General features: G+C 56.8%; 12 protein-coding genes, 2 tRNA genes and 3 rRNA genes. 10 read left to right on the forward strand and 7 right to left on the reverse strand.

Annotated features, from left to right (window positions below; translation table 11 throughout):
- Positions 1-46 precede the first annotated feature (46 nt).
- The 7 genes from rrf to AB4O09_RS00035 all read right to left on the reverse strand — a co-directional run bounded on the left by rrf (position 47) and on the right by AB4O09_RS00035 (position 8331).
- Positions 47-162: ribosomal RNA gene (rrf, locus tag AB4O09_RS00005) — 5S ribosomal RNA — on the reverse strand.
- A gap of 168 nt (positions 163-330) precedes the next feature.
- Positions 331-3222: ribosomal RNA gene (locus AB4O09_RS00010) — 23S ribosomal RNA — on the reverse strand.
- 241 nt (positions 3223-3463) lie between these two features.
- Positions 3464-3539 (reverse strand) — tRNA-Ala (locus AB4O09_RS00015).
- A gap of 10 nt (positions 3540-3549) precedes the next feature.
- Positions 3550-3626: transfer RNA gene (locus AB4O09_RS00020), tRNA-Ile, on the reverse strand.
- 123 nt (positions 3627-3749) lie between these two features.
- Positions 3750-5286: ribosomal RNA gene (locus AB4O09_RS00025) — 16S ribosomal RNA — on the reverse strand.
- Together the 16S, 23S and 5S rRNA genes with 2 tRNA genes alongside form the textbook arrangement of a ribosomal RNA operon.
- Before the next feature lie 629 nt (positions 5287-5915).
- On the reverse strand, positions 5916-7136 hold the full coding sequence (locus AB4O09_RS00030) for a CaiB/BaiF CoA transferase family protein (RefSeq protein WP_028237718.1): 1221 nt from the start codon (positions 7134-7136) through the stop codon (positions 5916-5918).
- 13 nt (positions 7137-7149) lie between these two features.
- Positions 7150-8331, reverse strand: a complete 1182-nt coding sequence (locus AB4O09_RS00035; protein WP_003196452.1) for an acyl-CoA dehydrogenase — start codon at positions 8329-8331, stop codon at positions 7150-7152.
- 156 nt (positions 8332-8487) lie between these two features.
- Here AB4O09_RS00035 and AB4O09_RS00040 point away from each other — a divergent pair, with 156 nt between their 5' ends.
- The 10 genes from AB4O09_RS00040 (at position 8488) to AB4O09_RS00085 (ending at position 18322) form a co-directional block, all read left to right on the forward strand.
- On the forward strand, positions 8488-9384 hold the full coding sequence (locus tag AB4O09_RS00040) for a LysR family transcriptional regulator (protein WP_003196450.1): 897 nt from the start codon (positions 8488-8490) through the stop codon (positions 9382-9384).
- Between the two features lie 434 nt (positions 9385-9818).
- Entirely contained in the window at positions 9819-10940 is a 1122-nt protein-coding gene (locus AB4O09_RS00045) for a Re/Si-specific NAD(P)(+) transhydrogenase subunit alpha (RefSeq protein WP_003196448.1), read from the forward strand.
- A 15-nt stretch (positions 10941-10955) separates the two neighbouring features.
- Complete coding sequence (locus AB4O09_RS00050) at positions 10956-11279, forward strand: NAD(P) transhydrogenase subunit alpha part 2 (protein ID WP_003196446.1); 324 nt, start codon at positions 10956-10958, stop codon at positions 11277-11279.
- A complete protein-coding gene (locus AB4O09_RS00055) occupies positions 11279-12715 on the forward strand; it encodes an NAD(P)(+) transhydrogenase (Re/Si-specific) subunit beta (RefSeq protein WP_003196445.1) in 1437 nt (478 codons plus the stop codon). Before AB4O09_RS00050 ends, AB4O09_RS00055 begins: the two co-directional genes overlap by 1 nt.
- Positions 12716-12914: 199 nt before the next feature.
- Positions 12915-14408 carry an acetyl-CoA hydrolase/transferase family protein gene (locus AB4O09_RS00060; RefSeq protein ID WP_003196443.1) on the forward strand — a complete coding sequence of 498 codons (1494 nt, stop codon included), beginning with the start codon at positions 12915-12917 and terminating at the stop codon, positions 14406-14408.
- Between the two features lie 319 nt (positions 14409-14727).
- Positions 14728-14943, forward strand: coding sequence for a DUF1127 domain-containing protein (locus tag AB4O09_RS00065; RefSeq protein ID WP_003187014.1), 216 nt, complete (start codon positions 14728-14730; stop codon positions 14941-14943).
- 340 nt (positions 14944-15283) lie between these two features.
- Positions 15284-15601, forward strand: a complete 318-nt coding sequence (locus AB4O09_RS00070; RefSeq protein WP_003196441.1) for a DUF2388 domain-containing protein — start codon at positions 15284-15286, stop codon at positions 15599-15601.
- 106 nt (positions 15602-15707) lie between these two features.
- Positions 15708-16016 (forward strand): DUF2388 domain-containing protein, encoded by a 309-nt coding sequence (locus AB4O09_RS00075; protein ID WP_003196438.1) that lies wholly within the window; start codon positions 15708-15710, stop codon positions 16014-16016.
- Between the two features lie 27 nt (positions 16017-16043).
- The gene (locus AB4O09_RS00080) at positions 16044-16364 is read left to right on the forward strand and encodes a DUF2388 domain-containing protein (RefSeq protein ID WP_003187020.1); all 321 of its coding nucleotides are present in this window, start codon (positions 16044-16046) and stop codon (positions 16362-16364) included.
- Positions 16361-18322, forward strand: a complete 1962-nt coding sequence (locus tag AB4O09_RS00085; RefSeq protein ID WP_013691997.1) for a DUF7844 domain-containing protein — start codon at positions 16361-16363, stop codon at positions 18320-18322. Before AB4O09_RS00080 ends, AB4O09_RS00085 begins: the two co-directional genes overlap by 4 nt.
- Positions 18323-18328 lie beyond the last annotated feature (6 nt).

Below are 18328 nucleotides of genomic sequence, written 5' to 3' on the forward strand. Positions count from 1 at the left end.
AACAAAACCCCTACCTGCATCAGCAGATAGGGGCTTCGGAATTTAATCTTGACGATGACCTACTCTCACATGGGGAAACCCCACACTACCATCGGCGATGCATCGTTTCACTGCTGAGTTCGGGATGGGATCAGGTGGTTCCAATGCTCTATGGTCGTCAAGAAATTCGGGTACTGAGTCGTGGCCAGTCGGCCTCGCTTCAGCAAATTGGGTATGTGATAGCTTCGGTGTTTTGTGAGATTCGAACTTTCGGTTCGTTTCGTCTTCACACACCGCAATCTGGTCTCGTTTGCTTTTCAGCTCGGAGGATACAAATTGCTTGGGTGTTATATGGTCAAGCCTCACGGGCAATTAGTACAGGTTAGCTCAACGCCTCACAGCGCTTACACACCCTGCCTATCAACGTCGTAGTCTTCGACGGCCCTTCAGGGGACTCAAGGTCCCAGTGAGATCTCATCTTGAGGCAAGTTTCCCGCTTAGATGCTTTCAGCGGTTATCTTTCCCGAACATAGCTACCCGGCAATGCCACTGGCGTGACAACCGGAACACCAGAGGTTCGTCCACTCCGGTCCTCTCGTACTAGGAGCAGCCCCTCTCAAATCTCAAACGTCCACGGCAGATAGGGACCGAACTGTCTCACGACGTTCTAAACCCAGCTCGCGTACCACTTTAAATGGCGAACAGCCATACCCTTGGGACCGGCTTCAGCCCCAGGATGTGATGAGCCGACATCGAGGTGCCAAACACCGCCGTCGATATGAACTCTTGGGCGGTATCAGCCTGTTATCCCCGGAGTACCTTTTATCCGTTGAGCGATGGCCCTTCCATACAGAACCACCGGATCACTAAGACCTACTTTCGTACCTGCTCGACGTGTCTGTCTCGCAGTCAAGCGCGCTTTTGCCTTTATACTCTACGACCGATTTCCGACCGGTCTGAGCGCACCTTCGTACTCCTCCGTTACTCTTTAGGAGGAGACCGCCCCAGTCAAACTACCCACCATACACTGTCCTCGATCCGGATAACGGACCTGAGTTAGAACCTCAAAGTTGCCAGGGTGGTATTTCAAGGATGGCTCCACGCGAACTGGCGTCCACGCTTCAAAGCCTCCCACCTATCCTACACAAGCAAATTCAAAGTCCAGTGCAAAGCTATAGTAAAGGTTCACGGGGTCTTTCCGTCTAGCCGCGGATACACTGCATCTTCACAGCGATTTCAATTTCACTGAGTCTCGGGTGGAGACAGCGCCGCCATCGTTACGCCATTCGTGCAGGTCGGAACTTACCCGACAAGGAATTTCGCTACCTTAGGACCGTTATAGTTACGGCCGCCGTTTACCGGGGCTTCGATCAAGAGCTTCGCGTTAGCTAACCCCATCAATTAACCTTCCGGCACCGGGCAGGCGTCACACCCTATACGTCCACTTTCGTGTTTGCAGAGTGCTGTGTTTTTAATAAACAGTCGCAGCGGCCTGGTATCTTCGACCGGCGTGGGCTTACGCAGCAAGTGCTTCACCCTCACCGGCGCACCTTCTCCCGAAGTTACGGTGCCATTTTGCCTAGTTCCTTCACCCGAGTTCTCTCAAGCGCCTTGGTATTCTCTACCCAACCACCTGTGTCGGTTTGGGGTACGGTTCCTGGTTACCTGAAGCTTAGAAGCTTTTCTTGGAAGCATGGCATCAACCACTTCGTCACCCAAAGGGTAACTCGTCATCAGCTCTCGGCCTTGGAATCCCGGATTTACCTAAGATTCCAGCCTACCACCTTAAACTTGGACAACCAACGCCAAGCTGGCCTAGCCTTCTCCGTCCCTCCATCGCAATAACCAGAAGTACAGGAATATTAACCTGTTTTCCATCGACTACGCTTTTCAGCCTCGCCTTAGGGACCGACTAACCCTGCGTCGATTAACGTTGCGCAGGAAACCTTGGTCTTTCGGCGTGGGTGTTTTTCACACCCATTGTCGTTACTCATGTCAGCATTCGCACTTCTGATACCTCCAGCAAGCTTCTCAACTCACCTTCACAGGCTTACAGAACGCTCCTCTACCGCATCACTTACGTGATACCCGTAGCTTCGGTGTATGGTTTGAGCCCCGTTACATCTTCCGCGCAGGCCGACTCGACTAGTGAGCTATTACGCTTTCTTTAAAGGGTGGCTGCTTCTAAGCCAACCTCCTAGCTGTCTAAGCCTTCCCACATCGTTTCCCACTTAACCATAACTTTGGGACCTTAGCTGACGGTCTGGGTTGTTTCCCTTTTCACGACGGACGTTAGCACCCGCCGTGTGTCTCCCATGCTCGGCACTTGTAGGTATTCGGAGTTTGCATCGGTTTGGTAAGTCGGGATGACCCCCTAGCCGAAACAGTGCTCTACCCCCTACAGTGATACATGAGGCGCTACCTAAATAGCTTTCGAGGAGAACCAGCTATCTCCGAGCTTGATTAGCCTTTCACTCCGATCCACAGGTCATCCGCTAACTTTTCAACGGTAGTCGGTTCGGTCCTCCAGTTAGTGTTACCCAACCTTCAACCTGCCCATGGATAGATCGCCCGGTTTCGGGTCTATTCCCAGCGACTAGACGCCCTATTAAGACTCGCTTTCGCTACGCCTCCCCTATTCGGTTAAGCTCGCCACTGAAAATAAGTCGCTGACCCATTATACAAAAGGTACGCAGTCACCCAACAAAGTGGGCTCCCACTGCTTGTACGCATACGGTTTCAGGATCTATTTCACTCCCCTCTCCGGGGTTCTTTTCGCCTTTCCCTCACGGTACTAGTTCACTATCGGTCAGTCAGTAGTATTTAGCCTTGGAGGATGGTCCCCCCATATTCAGACAAAGTTTCTCGTGCTCCGTCCTACTCGATTTCACTTCTAAGATCCTTTCGCGTACAGGGCTATCACCCACTATGGCCGCACTTTCCAGAGCGTTCCGCTAAAATCAAAGAAGCTTAAGGGCTAGTCCCCGTTCGCTCGCCACTACTAAGGGAATCTCGGTTGATTTCTTTTCCTCAGGGTACTTAGATGTTTCAGTTCCCCTGGTTCGCCTCTTGCACCTATGTATTCAGTACAAGATAACCATCTTATGATGGCTGGGTTCCCCCATTCAGACATCTCCGGATCAAAGTCTGTTTGCCGACTCCCCGAAGCTTTTCGCAGGCTACCACGTCTTTCATCGCCTCTGACTGCCAAGGCATCCACCGTATGCGCTTCTTCACTTGACCATATAACCCCAAGCAATCTGGTTATACTGTGAAGACGACATTCGCCGAAAATTCGATCTGGCTCTAAGAGCCACTCACAAATTTTACCTTAGCCTGATCCGTTACCAGTGAAAGTAACGTTCAGTCTATCTTTCTATCACATACCCAAATTTTTAAAGAACGATCTAATCAAAAGACTAGAAATCAACATTCACCATCACTTTGATGGAATGCTCATTTCTAAGCTTTCAGAAGCAGTTTATGGTGGAGCCAAGCGGGATCGAACCGCTGACCTCCTGCGTGCAAGGCAGGCGCTCTCCCAGCTGAGCTATGGCCCCATTACAAAATTGGTGGGTCTGGGCAGATTCGAACTGCCGACCTCACCCTTATCAGGGGTGCGCTCTAACCAACTGAGCTACAGACCCAATTTCGAGCTTGTAACTGTTAGCTATGAGCTATCAGCTTGGAGCTTAAAGCTGCTTCTATCGTCTTCTTCAATGAATCAAGCAATTCGTGTGGGAGCTCATGAAGCAGCTGCGGTCGTCGATTAAGGAGGTGATCCAGCCGCAGGTTCCCCTACGGCTACCTTGTTACGACTTCACCCCAGTCATGAATCACACCGTGGTAACCGTCCTCCCGAAGGTTAGACTAGCTACTTCTGGTGCAACCCACTCCCATGGTGTGACGGGCGGTGTGTACAAGGCCCGGGAACGTATTCACCGCGACATTCTGATTCGCGATTACTAGCGATTCCGACTTCACGCAGTCGAGTTGCAGACTGCGATCCGGACTACGATCGGTTTTGTGGGATTAGCTCCACCTCGCGGCTTGGCAACCCTCTGTACCGACCATTGTAGCACGTGTGTAGCCCAGGCCGTAAGGGCCATGATGACTTGACGTCATCCCCACCTTCCTCCGGTTTGTCACCGGCAGTCTCCTTAGAGTGCCCACCATTACGTGCTGGTAACTAAGGACAAGGGTTGCGCTCGTTACGGGACTTAACCCAACATCTCACGACACGAGCTGACGACAGCCATGCAGCACCTGTCTCAATGTTCCCGAAGGCACCAATCCATCTCTGGAAAGTTCATTGGATGTCAAGGCCTGGTAAGGTTCTTCGCGTTGCTTCGAATTAAACCACATGCTCCACCGCTTGTGCGGGCCCCCGTCAATTCATTTGAGTTTTAACCTTGCGGCCGTACTCCCCAGGCGGTCAACTTAATGCGTTAGCTGCGCCACTAAGAGCTCAAGGCTCCCAACGGCTAGTTGACATCGTTTACGGCGTGGACTACCAGGGTATCTAATCCTGTTTGCTCCCCACGCTTTCGCACCTCAGTGTCAGTATCAGTCCAGGTGGTCGCCTTCGCCACTGGTGTTCCTTCCTATATCTACGCATTTCACCGCTACACAGGAAATTCCACCACCCTCTACCATACTCTAGCTCGACAGTTTTGAATGCAGTTCCCAGGTTGAGCCCGGGGATTTCACATCCAACTTAACGAACCACCTACGCGCGCTTTACGCCCAGTAATTCCGATTAACGCTTGCACCCTCTGTATTACCGCGGCTGCTGGCACAGAGTTAGCCGGTGCTTATTCTGTCGGTAACGTCAAAACACTAACGTATTAGGTTAATGCCCTTCCTCCCAACTTAAAGTGCTTTACAATCCGAAGACCTTCTTCACACACGCGGCATGGCTGGATCAGGCTTTCGCCCATTGTCCAATATTCCCCACTGCTGCCTCCCGTAGGAGTCTGGACCGTGTCTCAGTTCCAGTGTGACTGATCATCCTCTCAGACCAGTTACGGATCGTCGCCTTGGTGAGCCATTACCCCACCAACTAGCTAATCCGACCTAGGCTCATCTGATAGCGCAAGGCCCGAAGGTCCCCTGCTTTCTCCCGTAGGACGTATGCGGTATTAGCGTCCGTTTCCGAGCGTTATCCCCCACTACCAGGCAGATTCCTAGGCATTACTCACCCGTCCGCCGCTCTCAAGAGGTGCAAGCACCTCTCTACCGCTCGACTTGCATGTGTTAGGCCTGCCGCCAGCGTTCAATCTGAGCCATGATCAAACTCTTCAGTTCAAACATCTTTGGGTTTTGAGAAAACCCTAAACTTGGCTCAGCAATCGTTGGTTACATCTTTGATTTCTCGCGGAGTAACTTGTGATGCTGATAATCTGTTGACTAGCAGTCTGACCCCACAAGCACCCACACGAATTGCTTGATTCAGTTGTTAAAGAGCGGTTGGCTGAGTCTTTCGTCTCAACCGAGGCGCGCATTCTACAGCGCCCCGTGTATCTGTCAAGCGGTTATTTTCAGAAGTTTTCAAAGTTTCCTTTGCAACTTCAACCACTTGCGCTTCCGATCTCTCGTTAGCGGGAGGCGAATTCTACAGCGTTACTCGCTGCTGTCAACACCTCTTTTTCACCGCTTTCGACCGAGAAGATCGAACCGCTGATAGAGCCAAACAACACCGCTCTACCTGCTCCTTCCGGGCTTCGATGAACTGAAGCCCAACACCTTCGAAACTTACTTAACTCATTGAATCTCAAGGAGTTTTCCGTTTCGACTGCGCCGGAAGTGGGGCGAATTATAGACTTCCAGAATCTGCCGTCAACCCTTAATTTCGCTTTTCTATCAATAAGTTGCGCAACACGGGCAAACCCGCTGCTTTTGTCCTTAAGAACCTCCCTCTATATAGAAGAGAAGACTCAAAGAACCCCCGCCTCTCTGAACGCCGTCACCGTTGCTTGGTCCAGCCCCAACACTCGCTGCAGGACCTCCAGCGTATGCTCCCCTAATAAAGGGGGCGCATTGCGATATTCCACCGGCGTCTCGGAGAGTCGAATCGGACTCGCCACCTGAGGCACGCTACCAGCCAGTACGTGAGGCAATTCCATCGCCAATCCACGTGCCTGCACCTGAGGATCGGCAAACACCTGGGCAAGATCGTTGATTGGCCCACACGGCACACCCGCCTGCTCCAATTGAGTCACCCACTCGGCGGTGGTCTTGAACACCGTCGCCTGGCGAATCAACGGAATCAACACCGCCCGATTCGCCACCCGCAGCTTGTTTGTGGCAAAACGCGGGTCATCAGCCCACTGCGGTTGACCGGCAACCTCAGCGAATTTTCGGAACTGGCCGTCGTTACCCACCGTAAGGATGAAATCGCCATCGGCCGTAGGAAAATCCTGATAAGGCACGATGTTCGGATGTGCATTGCCCAGCCGTTTCGGCGCGTTGCCCGTGGTCAGGTAGTTCATCGCCTGATTGGCCAGGCAAGCCACTTGAACATCCAGCAAGGCCATATCGATGTGCTGCCCGCCGCCGGCATGATCACGATGCGCCAGCGCCGCCAAAATAGCAGCAGTCGAATACAGCCCCGTGAGGATATCCGTCAGCGCGACCCCCACCTTCACCGGCCCCGCACCCTCATCGCCCTCAGGGCGACCGGTCAGGCTCATCAAGCCCCCCAGCCCCTGAATCATGAAGTCATACCCGGCACGCTTGGCATAAGGGCCGGTCTGGCCAAACCCAGTGATTGAGCAGTAGATCAATTGCGGATTGATCGCCTTTAGCGACTCATAGTCCAGACCATAAGCCGCCAGCCCGCCAACCTTGAAGTTTTCGATCAGGATGTCGGACTTGGCCGCCAGCTCTCGCACCAGCCGCTGCCCCTCCGGACGCGTGAAATCGATGGTCACCGACTGCTTGTTGCGATTGGCCGACAGATAATAAGCAGCCTCGGTCGTGTTCTCGCCTCGGGCATCCTTCAGGAAAGGCGGCCCCCAGGCGCGGGTGTCGTCACCATTGCCGGGACGCTCGACCTTGATGACATCAGCCCCCAGGTCCGCCAGGATCTGTCCGGCCCACGGCCCGGCCAGGACCCTCGATAAATCCAATACCCGCAGATGCGAAAGCGCGCCCATGGACGTTCCCCTATTAATAGAACGCCTGGATACCGGTTTGCGCACGCCCCAGGATCAGCGCATGAACATCGTGGGTGCCTTCGTAGGTGTTTACGACTTCCAGGTTCACGAGATGACGAGCGACGCCAAACTCATCGGAAATACCGTTGCCACCCAGCATGTCCCTCGCCATGCGAGCGATATCCAGGGATTTGCCGCAGGAGTTGCGCTTCATGATCGAGGTGATCTCGACCGCCGCCGTGCCCTCATCTTTCATACGTCCAAGACGTAGGCATCCCTGCAGGGCCAGCGTGATTTCGGTCTGCATGTCGGCCAGCTTCTTCTGAATCAACTGATTGGCAGCCAGCGGACGCCCAAACTGTTGGCGGTCCAGCGTGTACTGGCGAGCGGTATGCCAGCAGAACTCAGCGGCCCCCAAGGCGCCCCAGGAGATGCCGTAGCGCGCCGAGTTCAGGCAAGTAAAAGGGCCCTTCAGGCCACGGACATCCGGGAAGATGTTCTCTTCTGGAACGAATACGTTGTCCATCACGATTTCGCCAGTGATCGAGGCGCGCAACCCGACCTTGCCGTGAATGGCCGGCGCACTCAGGCCCTTCCAGCCCTTCTCGAGCACGAAGCCGCGGATATCGCCGGCGTCGTCCTTACCCCAGACGACAAAGACGTCGGCGATCGGACTGTTGGTGATCCACATTTTGCTACCCGTCAGGCTGTAGCCGCCCTCCACTTTGCGCGCCCGGGTAATCATCGCGCCCGGGTCGGAACCATGGTTCGGCTCGGTCAGCCCAAAGCAACCGATCCATTCACCAGACGCCAGCTTCGGCAGATACTTCTGTTTTTGCGCCTCGGTACCGAATTCATTGATCGGCACCATGACCAGCGAGGACTGCACGCTCATCATCGAGCGATAACCGGAATCGACGCGCTCGACTTCACGAGCGATCAGGCCATAGCTGACGTAGTTCAGCCCACTGCCACCGTACTGCTCAGGAATGGTTGCCCCCAGCAGGCCGATCTCACCCATCTCGCGGAAAATCGCCGGGTCGGTCTTCTCATGACGAAACGCTTCCAGCACCCGCGGCGCGAGCTTCTGCTGGGCGAACTGCTCAGCAGTGTCGCGGATCATGCGTTCTTCTTCGGTGAGCTGCTGATCCAGCAACAATGGATCGATCCAGTTGAAGCTCGCTTTACCGGCCATGAAAGAGTCCTCGCCAATTAAATGAAAATCGTGGATTGATCCTAGGCGCGCTTTCCTACAAGGGCAAACGAGGATTGCGCACTATCTTGTGCTAATTTCTCACTCCGTAAACGCCATAAACCCCGTTTATGTCGATATTGAGTGAGGCTTGCGTACATGCGCCGTAAAATCCCCAGCACCACCGCCCTGATCAGTTTCGAGGCTGCCGCACGTCATGAGAGCTTCACCAAGGCTGCGCACGAGCTTTCTCTTACGCAGGGCGCGATCTGCCGACAAATCGCCAGCCTGGAAGACTTCCTCAGCGTGGAGCTTTTCCGACGCTCGCGTCGAGGCGTCAAACTGACCGAAGCCGGCCTTTCCTACAGCCGTCGAGTCGCCACCCAACTGGACGCCGTCGAGCGCGACGCTCTTTCAGTGATGGGACACACCGGTGCGAACGTGATCGAACTGGCCGTGGTTCCAACCTTCGGTACTCAATGGCTGCTACCACGCCTCAAGGATTTCCAGCAGCAGCATCCGGAAGTCACCGTCAACCTGACCAACCGCACAAGGCCCTTTCTCTTTGCGGACACAGAGTTTGACGCCGCCATCTATTTTGGTGATGCGGACTGGTCCGGTACCGAATCCCACAAACTGATGGGCGAAAATCCGATGCCGGTATGCAGCCCTACCTTACTGGGAGATCGGACGAGCCTGACACCAGAGGCCATCGCCGAATTGCCCTTGCTCCAACAGACCACTCGCCCGTATGCATGGCGCCAGTGGTTCAATGCCCAGAACCTGAACATTGCACGAGACCTGACAGGCCCGCGTTATGAACTATTCTCCATGCTTGCCCAAGCGGCCATGCACGACATGGGCATTGCGCTGATTCCACCCTTCTTGATCCAGCGCGAGCTGGCAGAGAAACGACTGGTCGTGGCCAACCGTAGCGCGCTATCGAGCATCAAGGCCTACTACCTGATGATTCCAGAGCGAAAGGTCGAATCCGCCTCTCTTCGAGCTTTTCGCGATTGGCTAGTGAAGCAGGCCACTAGCTATCTCCTTGATTAAAAAGGAAAAACCTAAGGCTTACTTAGGTAGTCAACTAACAAAGGTCGCTACAGATATAAGTTTATGTCGCATTCAGTCAATCTGTTATGAAGCCCGTGCAGTAGTCTCCAAAGCGTTTAAATACATGGCTTTGAGCCATATTGTGCAGCGCATCAGGGCCTATTCACCTGGCCGATGGGAAAAGTTGTCAATTTGAACCTGAATCCTTGGAAAGCACGGCCTACAAGGGATGCCGATCGATAATTGCGACATTCGGTCACAGGGTGACTTGTAGTTAATTTTCCGTCACCCGTCATAATCCCTTGAAGGGCTGAATTTTCGCCTGCAAAATGCCGCGCCCCGCCTGGTTTGGCGGGATCGTGCTGATCGGCCGCCCCAGCCGCACCATCCGAAGTGCCTGGGTTTACTCAATAAGATCACGCAGGAGATTTGACGTGCACATTGGTGTTCCCCTCGAAACCCAAACGGGTGAAACACGGGTTGCTGCTACCCCGGAAACCATCAAGAAGCTGATTGGCCAAGGCCATAAAGTCACTGTTCAAAGCGGCGCCGGCATCAAGGCCAGCGTTATCGACAGTGCCTATGAGGCGGCGGGCGCAACCATTGGCAGTGCCAGTGATGCATTCGGGGCCGAGCTGATTCTCAAGGTGGTTGCCCCCAGCGACAGCGAACTGACGCTGATCAAGAGCGGCACCGTTCTGGTGGGCATGCTCAATCCGTTCAACAACGAAACCATCGCCAAGCTGGCCGAATGCGGCATCACCGCTTTCGCCCTTGAGGCCGCGCCACGTACCTCCCGCGCCCAAAGCCTGGATGTGCTGTCGTCTCAAGCGAACATTGCCGGCTATAAAGCCGTACTGTTGGCCGCCCACCACTACCCGCGCTTCATGCCGATGCTGATGACCGCCGCAGGCACCGTGAAAGCGGCGCGCGTGCTGATTCTCGGCGCGGGCGTGGCCGGGTTGCAGGCGATTGCCACGGCCAAGCGCCTGGGCGCGGTGATCGAAGCCTCGGATGTGCGTCCGGCGGTCAAGGAACAAATCGAATCCCTCGGCGCCAAGTTCGTCGACGTGCCTTACGAAACCGACGAAGAACGTGAATGCGCCGTCGGCGTCGGTGGTTACGCCCGGCCGATGCCGGCCAGCTGGATGCAGCGCCAGGCCCAAGCGGTGCACGAGCGCGCCAAGCAGGCGGACATCGTCATCACCACCGCATTGATTCCGGGCCGCAAGGCACCGACGCTGCTGAGCGCCGAAACCGTCGCGCAGATGAAACCCGGCTCGGTGGTCATCGATCTCGCGGCAGCCCAGGGCGGTAACTGCCCGCTGACCGTGGCCGATCAGGTGGTTGTCGAGAATGGCGTGACCATTTGCGGTCCGACCAACCTGGCCGGTGAAGTCGCGGCTGACGCTTCGGCGCTGTACGCCCGCAACCTGCTGGACTTCCTGAAGCTGGTCTTCACCAAGGAAGGTCAGTTCGACGTGAACCTGGAAGACGACATCGTTGCCGCGTGCCTGATGTGCCGCGACGGCCAAGTCATCCGCAAAAACGCCTAAGCAGGGATTCAGACAATGGAAGAGCTTATCTCCCCCGGTATCTACAACCTGATCATCTTCGTGCTGGCGATTTATGTCGGTTATCACGTGGTCTGGAACGTAACACCCGCGCTGCACACGCCGTTGATGGCGGTAACCAACGCCATTTCGGCGATCGTGATCGTCGGCGCCATGCTCGCTGCCGCGCTGACCGTAACGCCTCTGGGCAAGACCATGGGCACCCTCGCCGTGGCCCTGGCCGCGGTCAACGTATTCGGTGGCTTCCTGGTGACGCGCCGCATGCTTGAGATGTTCAAGAAAAAAGCCCCGAAAGCCGCAAAAGAAGAGGCGCCCAAGTAATGAGCATGAACCTGGTAACGACGCTCTACCTGATCGCGTCGATCTGCTTCATCCAGGCCCTCAAAGGCCTGTCGCACCCCACCACGTCACGCCGAGGCAACCTGTTCGGCATGCTCGGCATGGCGCTGGCGGTGCTTACCACTGTGGGCCTCATCTATAAGCTGGGCGCTGAGCTAGCGACAGCCGGCATCGGCTACGTCATCGTCGGCCTGCTGATCGGCGGCACCGCTGGCTCGATCATGGCCAAGCGCGTCGAGATGACCAAGATGCCGGAGCTGGTGGCGTTCATGCACAGCATGATCGGCCTGGCGGCGGTGTTCATTGCTGTCGCAGCGGTCGTCGAGCCGCAATCCCTGGGCATCGTCAAGCAACTGGGTGATTCGATTCCGGCGGGTAACCGCCTGGAGCTGTTCCTCGGCGCAGCCATTGGTGCAATTACCTTCTCCGGTTCGGTGATCGCGTTCGGCAAGCTCTCGGGCAAGTACAAGTTCCGTCTGTTCCAGGGCGCACCGGTACAGTTTGGTGGTCAGCACAAGCTCAACCTGATCCTGGGCCTGGCAACGCTGGGCCTGGGCCTGACCTTTATGTTCACCGGTAACCTCGGCGCGTTCGCCTTGATGCTGGCCCTGGCGTTTGTCCTGGGCGTGCTGATCATCATCCCGATCGGCGGCGCGGACATGCCGGTGGTGGTCTCGATGCTCAACAGTTATTCCGGTTGGGCCGCAGCAGGTATCGGTTTCTCGCTGAACAACTCGATGCTGATCATTGCCGGTTCGTTGGTGGGTTCGAGCGGTGCGATCCTCTCGTACATCATGTGCAAGGCGATGAACCGTTCGTTCTTCAACGTGTTGCTCGGCGGTTTCGGCAACACAGCAGATGCTGCTGGCCCGGCCGGTTCGAAAGAAGCCCGCCCGGTGAAATCCGGTTCGGCTGACGACGCGACCTTCCTGCTGACCAACGCCGACACGGTGATCATCGTGCCGGGCTATGGCTTGGCGGTGGCACGAGCGCAGCACGCGCTGAAAGAGCTGACCGAGAAGCTGACCCACCACGGCGTGACCGTCAAATACGCGATCCACCCGGTGGCCGGTCGCATGCCCGGGCACATGAACGTCCTGCTGGCCGAGGCCGAAGTGCCTTACGACCAGGTGTTCGAGATGGAAGACATCAACTCCGAGTTCGGCCAGGCCGACGTGGTGCTGGTACTGGGCGCCAACGACGTGGTCAACCCGGCGGCGAAGAACGATCCGAAGTCGCCGATTGCCGGCATGCCGATCCTCGAGGCCTTCAAGGCCAAGACCATCATCGTCAACAAGCGCTCGATGGCCAGCGGCTATGCCGGCCTGGACAACGAGCTATTCTATCTCGACAAGACCATGATGGTGTTCGGTGACGCCAAGAAGGTCATTGAAGACATGGTCAAAGCAGTGGAATAACACTCACGGCTTCGCCATCAACGCCCCGACTCGTCGGGGCGTTTTGATTTGTATCAAGGCCGAACGTTACCGATCCGGTAATAATGTTTTGCCTGAAACACCCGTAATAGAGGCCTTAAATGCGACCTTTGTAGCGGGTCGGGCACCGCGCGAATTCACTAGACTGCGCATCTTGCTTTCCAGCCCGAGATAACAACCTATGTACCGTGATCGCATCCGCTTGCCTTCGTTATTGAATAAAGTGATGAGCGCTGCCGAAGCAGCCTTGTTGATTCAGGACGGCATGACCGTCGGCATGAGCGGCTTTACCCGCGCCGGAGAAGCGAAAGCAGTGCCCCACGCCCTGGCTGAGCGCGCCAAGGTCACTCCGCTGAAAATCAGCCTGATGACGGGTGCGAGCCTGGGTAACGATCTCGACAAGGAACTCACCGAGGCCGGCGTGCTGGCGCGGCGTATGCCATTCCAGGTCGACAGCACGTTGCGCAAGGCGATCAACGCAGGCGAGGTGATGTTCATCGACCAGCATCTCTCGGAAACCGTTGAACAACTGCGCAACGGCCAGCTCAAGCTGCCCGACATTGCCGTGATCGAAGCGGTGGCCATCACCGAGCAAGGGCATATCGTACCGACCACATCGGTAGGTAACTCGGCCAGTTTCGCCATCTTCGCCCGGCAAGTGATCATCGAGATCAACATGGCCCACAACCCGAACCTGGAAGGGCTGCACGACATCTATATCCCGACTTATCGCCCGACCCGCACCCCAATCCCCCTGGTGAAAGTCGACGACCGTATTGGCAGCCCCGCTATCCCGATCCCGCCGGAAAAAATTGCCGCCATTGTCATCACCAACCAAGGGGACTCGCCTTCGACCGTCGCGTCACCGGACAGCGACACCCAGGCCATCGCCGATCATCTGATCGACTTCTTCAAGCAGGAAGTTGCGGCTGGGCGCATGACCAACAAGCTCGGGCCGTTGCAGGCCGGGATTGGCAACATCGCCAACGCCGTGATGTGCGGGCTGATCGATTCCCCCTTCGAAGACCTGACCATGTATTCCGAGGTCCTGCAGGACTCGACATTTGACTTGATCGACGCTGGCAAGCTGAGCTTCGCCTCCGGCAGCTCTATCACCCTGTCGAGCCGACGCAACGCCGATGTATTCGGAAATCTGGAAAGGTATAAGGACAAACTGGTCCTGCGCCCACAGGAGATCTCCAATCATCCCGAGGTCGTCCGCCGCCTGGGCATCATCGGTATCAATACCGCGCTGGAGTTCGACCTGTACGGCAACGTCAACTCCACCCATATCTGCGGCACTCGGATGATGAATGGCATTGGCGGTTCGGGGGATTTCGCCCGCAACGCCCACTTGGCGATTTTCGTTACCAAGTCGATTGCCAAGGGCGGTGCCATTTCCAGTGTCGTGCCGATGGTCAGCCATGTGGACCATACCGAGCACGATGTCGACATCCTGGTGACCGAGATCGGCCTGGCCGACCTGCGCGGCCTGGCGCCAAGGGAGCGGGCACGAGTGGTCATCGACAACTGCGTGCACCCGTCCTACCGCCAAGCTCTGAATGATTATTTCGAAGCAGCCTGCGCCCTGGGTGGACATACCCCGCACATCCTGCGCGATGCACTGAGTTGGCACGTCAACCTCGAAGAGACCGGGCGCATGTTGGCCGTCTGATACAGCTGGATCACCGCTATCGCAAATACAGTTTTGATTAAAGGCCGTCACCCGAGCCTGACTCGACAAAAACTGTACTGCTGTACCGGTGTTTTCTTACAGTCTTTTCCCACAAAACTTCTGTCAACCACCTAAATTGCACCATTACTGTGCAGATAGGTACAGTTGCCTCAATATTGACCAGTACACCGCTCTTTAACAGTTAACTGGTCTCTCACAATACAGGTGAACTGTATCTAGAGAGACTGGCCAAACGAGAGGATCATGGGCACCAGTTAAACCACTACCTAATCCCGCCACAAGCGGAAGGATGTCAACCATGGAACGTACACTCAGTTCCGAGCTGTTTTTCGAAGACAAAGCTGAAAAAAACCAGGCTTCCCTGCCTCTTCGCGTTATCGCTAACCTGATGTTGTGGCAGCGCCGCATCGCCAGCCGCCACCAACTGGCTCGTCTGGATTCGCGCCTGCTGGCTGACGCCGGTATCAGCGAAGCACAACGTTACGAAGAGCTGAGCAAGCCGTTCTGGCGCTAACTCAGCGTCGCTGGCCCTGACCCACCGGGTCCACCGCCAGCACCGAATTGAACAAACAAGACCCGTCGCGGGAAACTGCGACGGGTCTTGTCGTTTCCGGCCCTGTTTTTTGGAAGACCGGAGAGATATAACAGTTTCCAAGATCTTAACAACATACCAGTACAGTTCATCTTGAGCCGTAGCACCCAATGCGGGCATCATGCTGCCGATGACCGTCGCAAAGGCTGTCACCCAACGCGTTCTGTCCTAATATCGATGCGAACGTGGCGAAGCGAGTCGAGCATGCGTCTCCTCTTCCAGCTACACGCACCGGTATCCTCATCCTTCAAGGAGTTTTCTCATGATCCGTCTCCGCCTGCTCAGCGCAGTTGCCCTGCTGGCCGTAGCCGCCCACTCCAACGCCAGCAGCTTTATCGTCACCACTGACTCCATTGTCGGCGCACTCAAGGCCACGTCCGACGTGACCTCCGATGCAACCTCATCACTGCGGGACAACAAGATCGTTCAGGCCGCCCGTGATGATGCCGCCAGCTTCGTGGCCAGCGAAGGCGCCATCCGTGGTGTGAAACTGGAAAGTGCCCTGGATTACATCCGCCAGCAGGCACCGCAGCTCAACGCCACCGATGCGCAGCTGGCCCAGGCCATCCTGGTAATCTGATGCAACATGAAACATCGGGCACCCAATGGTGTTCCGATGTTTCAGCGCTGGCTCTGGCCCGCAGGTTTGCGCTAGCCTTCAGGCTCGCCATCAACCGTCGAGTCCCATGCGCTTTTACTCAGATCTGTTCATCGCGTCTTTCTTCGTAGTTTTTTGCTGGTCTGTTCCGGCCCATGCCTTCGATGTGTCCACCCAGCAAGTGGTGGTCAGCGTCTATGCCACGAGCATGGTGACCTCCGCGCCCTTCGACCATAAACTGATCGTCGCCGCTCACGATGACGCCGCGGCCTTCATTGCCAGCGACGGGCAGTTGCGAGGTGCACAGCTGGAATCGGCCTTGGATTACCTGCGCCGGACCCAGCCAAAACTTCACGTCAGCGACCTTGAACTGGCACAGGCAATTCTCGTCCAATAGTTATCCTTATTTCTCCGGAGTCGTTCCATGCGTAGCCCGCTGATTGCTGCCGCCCTAGGCCTGCTGGTGTTGGCCGATGTGGCCCAGGCACATACCCTGGTAGCCACCAGTAACATCATCGTTCGCGCTTCCCAGCGCACGATTGATTTCACTTCCGACACCACCACCTCCATCCGTGATTCGAAAATCGTCCGCGAAGCCCACGACGATGCAGCCAGTTTTGTCGCCAGCAATGGTGAAATTCGTGGCGCTCATCTCGAGGCCGCCTTCGACACCTTGCGCACCCGCGTGCCGGAAGCCCGCGACGCCAGTGACCAGGTTCTCGCCGAAGCCATCCTCGCATTGTGAGGCGGTTCGCCGCCTGGCTGGCGGCCGGGGTCTTGCTGCTCACGGGCAGCATGGCCCAGGCCGGCCTGCGACTGCACCTCAACGTCGAAGGACTGAGCCCGGCGCAACAGCAGGCCAGCCAGGCGCTGCTCGATGAAGCCATGCAGGCGCTGCCGCCGCGCTTCATCGAGCGGCTGGACCGACGCATCGATGTCGGCTGGACCGACCAGATGCCGGCCAACGCCTACGGCCAGGCCTCGCTGGTGTCGCAACTGGACCTCAATAGCAACCTGCTCGACAGCCTTGTCGACGGCAGCGCCGCGACGCAAAAGACCCGTCGCCCCCATGGCACCGTACGACGGGAAATGCTCGCCACCGTTTTGCACGAACTGACCCACATTTATGACCGCTCGCGTCTCTGGCCAGATCCCGAGCGGGCGCTGATCCAGCGTTGCACTCGACGCAACAGCAGCGCCGGGTTGATCGGTCTTCCCGATGAATGCCGGGGCCAGAACGACCGCCGCTTCACCCTCAGCGATGATCCGCGCTTGCTGGACCTCGCCGGCTGGCCGCAATACGTCGGCCGTCGCGGAGAGCGGGAACAGCACAACCGCCAGGTCGCCCGCAGCCCGGACCTCTATGAAACGAGCAGCCCCAAGGAGTTCGTCGCGGTCAATATGGAGTACTTTCTCCTCGACCCGAGCTACGCCTGCCGACGTCCCGCCCTGTATCGCTATTACCAGGAACACTTCGGCTGGGCACCCGCCGCCAAGGACACCTGCGCCAAATCGTTCGCGTTCCTCAATGCTGGCAACGACTTCGCCAAGACACCACTGGGCAAGGTCGATCCAGAGCGGGTCTATGCCATTGATTACCTGCTGGCCGAAGCCAACCAGAACTGGGTGAGCCGCTGGGGCCACAGCATGCTCCGGCTGGTGATCTGCGCACCAGGTCGCCCACGTGGCCCGGACTGCCGACTGGATCTGGACCAACACCTGGTGCTGTCGTACCGCGCCTTCGTCGGCGATGTGCAGCTATCGAGTTGGGACGGGCTGGTCGGCAAATACCCGTCGCGCCTGTTCGTATTGCCGTTGGCCCAGGTGATCGATGAATACACCAAGACCGAACTGCGCAGCCTGGCGTCGGTGCCGCTGAACCTGTCGCGCACCGAGATCGAGGAGACGGTCGAGCACGCCGCCGAAATGCATTGGAGCTACGACGGCAACTATTACTTCCTGTCCAACAACTGCGCCGTGGAAAGCTTGAAGCTGTTGCGCAGCGGCAGCAATAACGAGCAGCTCAAGGGCCTGGACAGCATCATGCCCAACGGCTTGCTGGAAGTCCTCAAGGGCCGGGGCCTGGCGGATACCAGCGTGCTGGATGATCCCAAGGAAGCCCTGCGCCTGGGCTACCGCTTCGACTCATTCCGCGAGCGATACCAGGCGATGTTCGATGTGCTGAAGAAGTATCTGCCGATCAAGCAACAAACGGTGGAGGACTGGCTGGCCCTGGACGCCGCCGAACGCCGCGTCTGGTTCGAACAGGCCGACCTGCGCACCAGCGCGGCGCTGTTGCTGTTGGAACAGGCCAGTTATCGTCGGCAACTGTTGTTGGCCCAGGATGAAGTCAAACAGCGTTATCTCGGAGCCCGTGAATTGCAGAATGGCGGCATGGAAAGGGCTAATGCAACGCTGCAGCAGATCCTCGCCAACAGCGGCTTCCTGAGCCGTCCGGCCGAACTGCTGGGCAGCAGCGGCTATGGCTTGCCGCAACCCAGCGAGTGGCAACGCTTGGAGTCGGAAAGCAGCTTGCGCCAGAAACAGCTTCAAACGCTGACAGGTGACCTGGACAAGGAAGTCCGGGCATTGCTTGAGCCGAGTCGCGCCGCTGAAATTGCTGCCAGCGAGGCCAATGTGAAAGCGATCGGCGAGCATTTGCGCAGACTGCACAAGGCCGGGGGCGGGTTGGAATTGCCCTGACGTGCA

Source organism: Pseudomonas sp. H1_F01, from assembly GCF_054681425.1.

Excerpts from the sequence above, each read along its gene's own strand:
- AB4O09_RS00030 (WP_028237718.1), bottom strand. The coding sequence starts at position 7,136 with ATGGGCGCGCTTTCGCATCTGCGGGTATTGGATTTATCGAGGGTCCTG.
- AB4O09_RS00035 (WP_003196452.1), bottom strand. The coding sequence starts at position 8,331 with ATGGCCGGTAAAGCGAGCTTCAACTGGATCGATCCATTGTTGCTGGAT.
- AB4O09_RS00040 (WP_003196450.1), top strand. The coding sequence starts at position 8,488 with ATGCGCCGTAAAATCCCCAGCACCACCGCCCTGATCAGTTTCGAGGCT.
- AB4O09_RS00050 (WP_003196446.1), top strand. The coding sequence starts at position 10,956 with ATGGAAGAGCTTATCTCCCCCGGTATCTACAACCTGATCATCTTCGTG.
- AB4O09_RS00055 (WP_003196445.1), top strand. The coding sequence starts at position 11,279 with ATGAGCATGAACCTGGTAACGACGCTCTACCTGATCGCGTCGATCTGC.
- AB4O09_RS00060 (WP_003196443.1), top strand. The coding sequence starts at position 12,915 with ATGTACCGTGATCGCATCCGCTTGCCTTCGTTATTGAATAAAGTGATG.
- AB4O09_RS00065 (WP_003187014.1), top strand. The coding sequence starts at position 14,728 with ATGGAACGTACACTCAGTTCCGAGCTGTTTTTCGAAGACAAAGCTGAA.
- AB4O09_RS00070 (WP_003196441.1), top strand. The coding sequence starts at position 15,284 with ATGATCCGTCTCCGCCTGCTCAGCGCAGTTGCCCTGCTGGCCGTAGCC.
- AB4O09_RS00075 (WP_003196438.1), top strand. The coding sequence starts at position 15,708 with ATGCGCTTTTACTCAGATCTGTTCATCGCGTCTTTCTTCGTAGTTTTT.
- AB4O09_RS00080 (WP_003187020.1), top strand. The coding sequence starts at position 16,044 with ATGCGTAGCCCGCTGATTGCTGCCGCCCTAGGCCTGCTGGTGTTGGCC.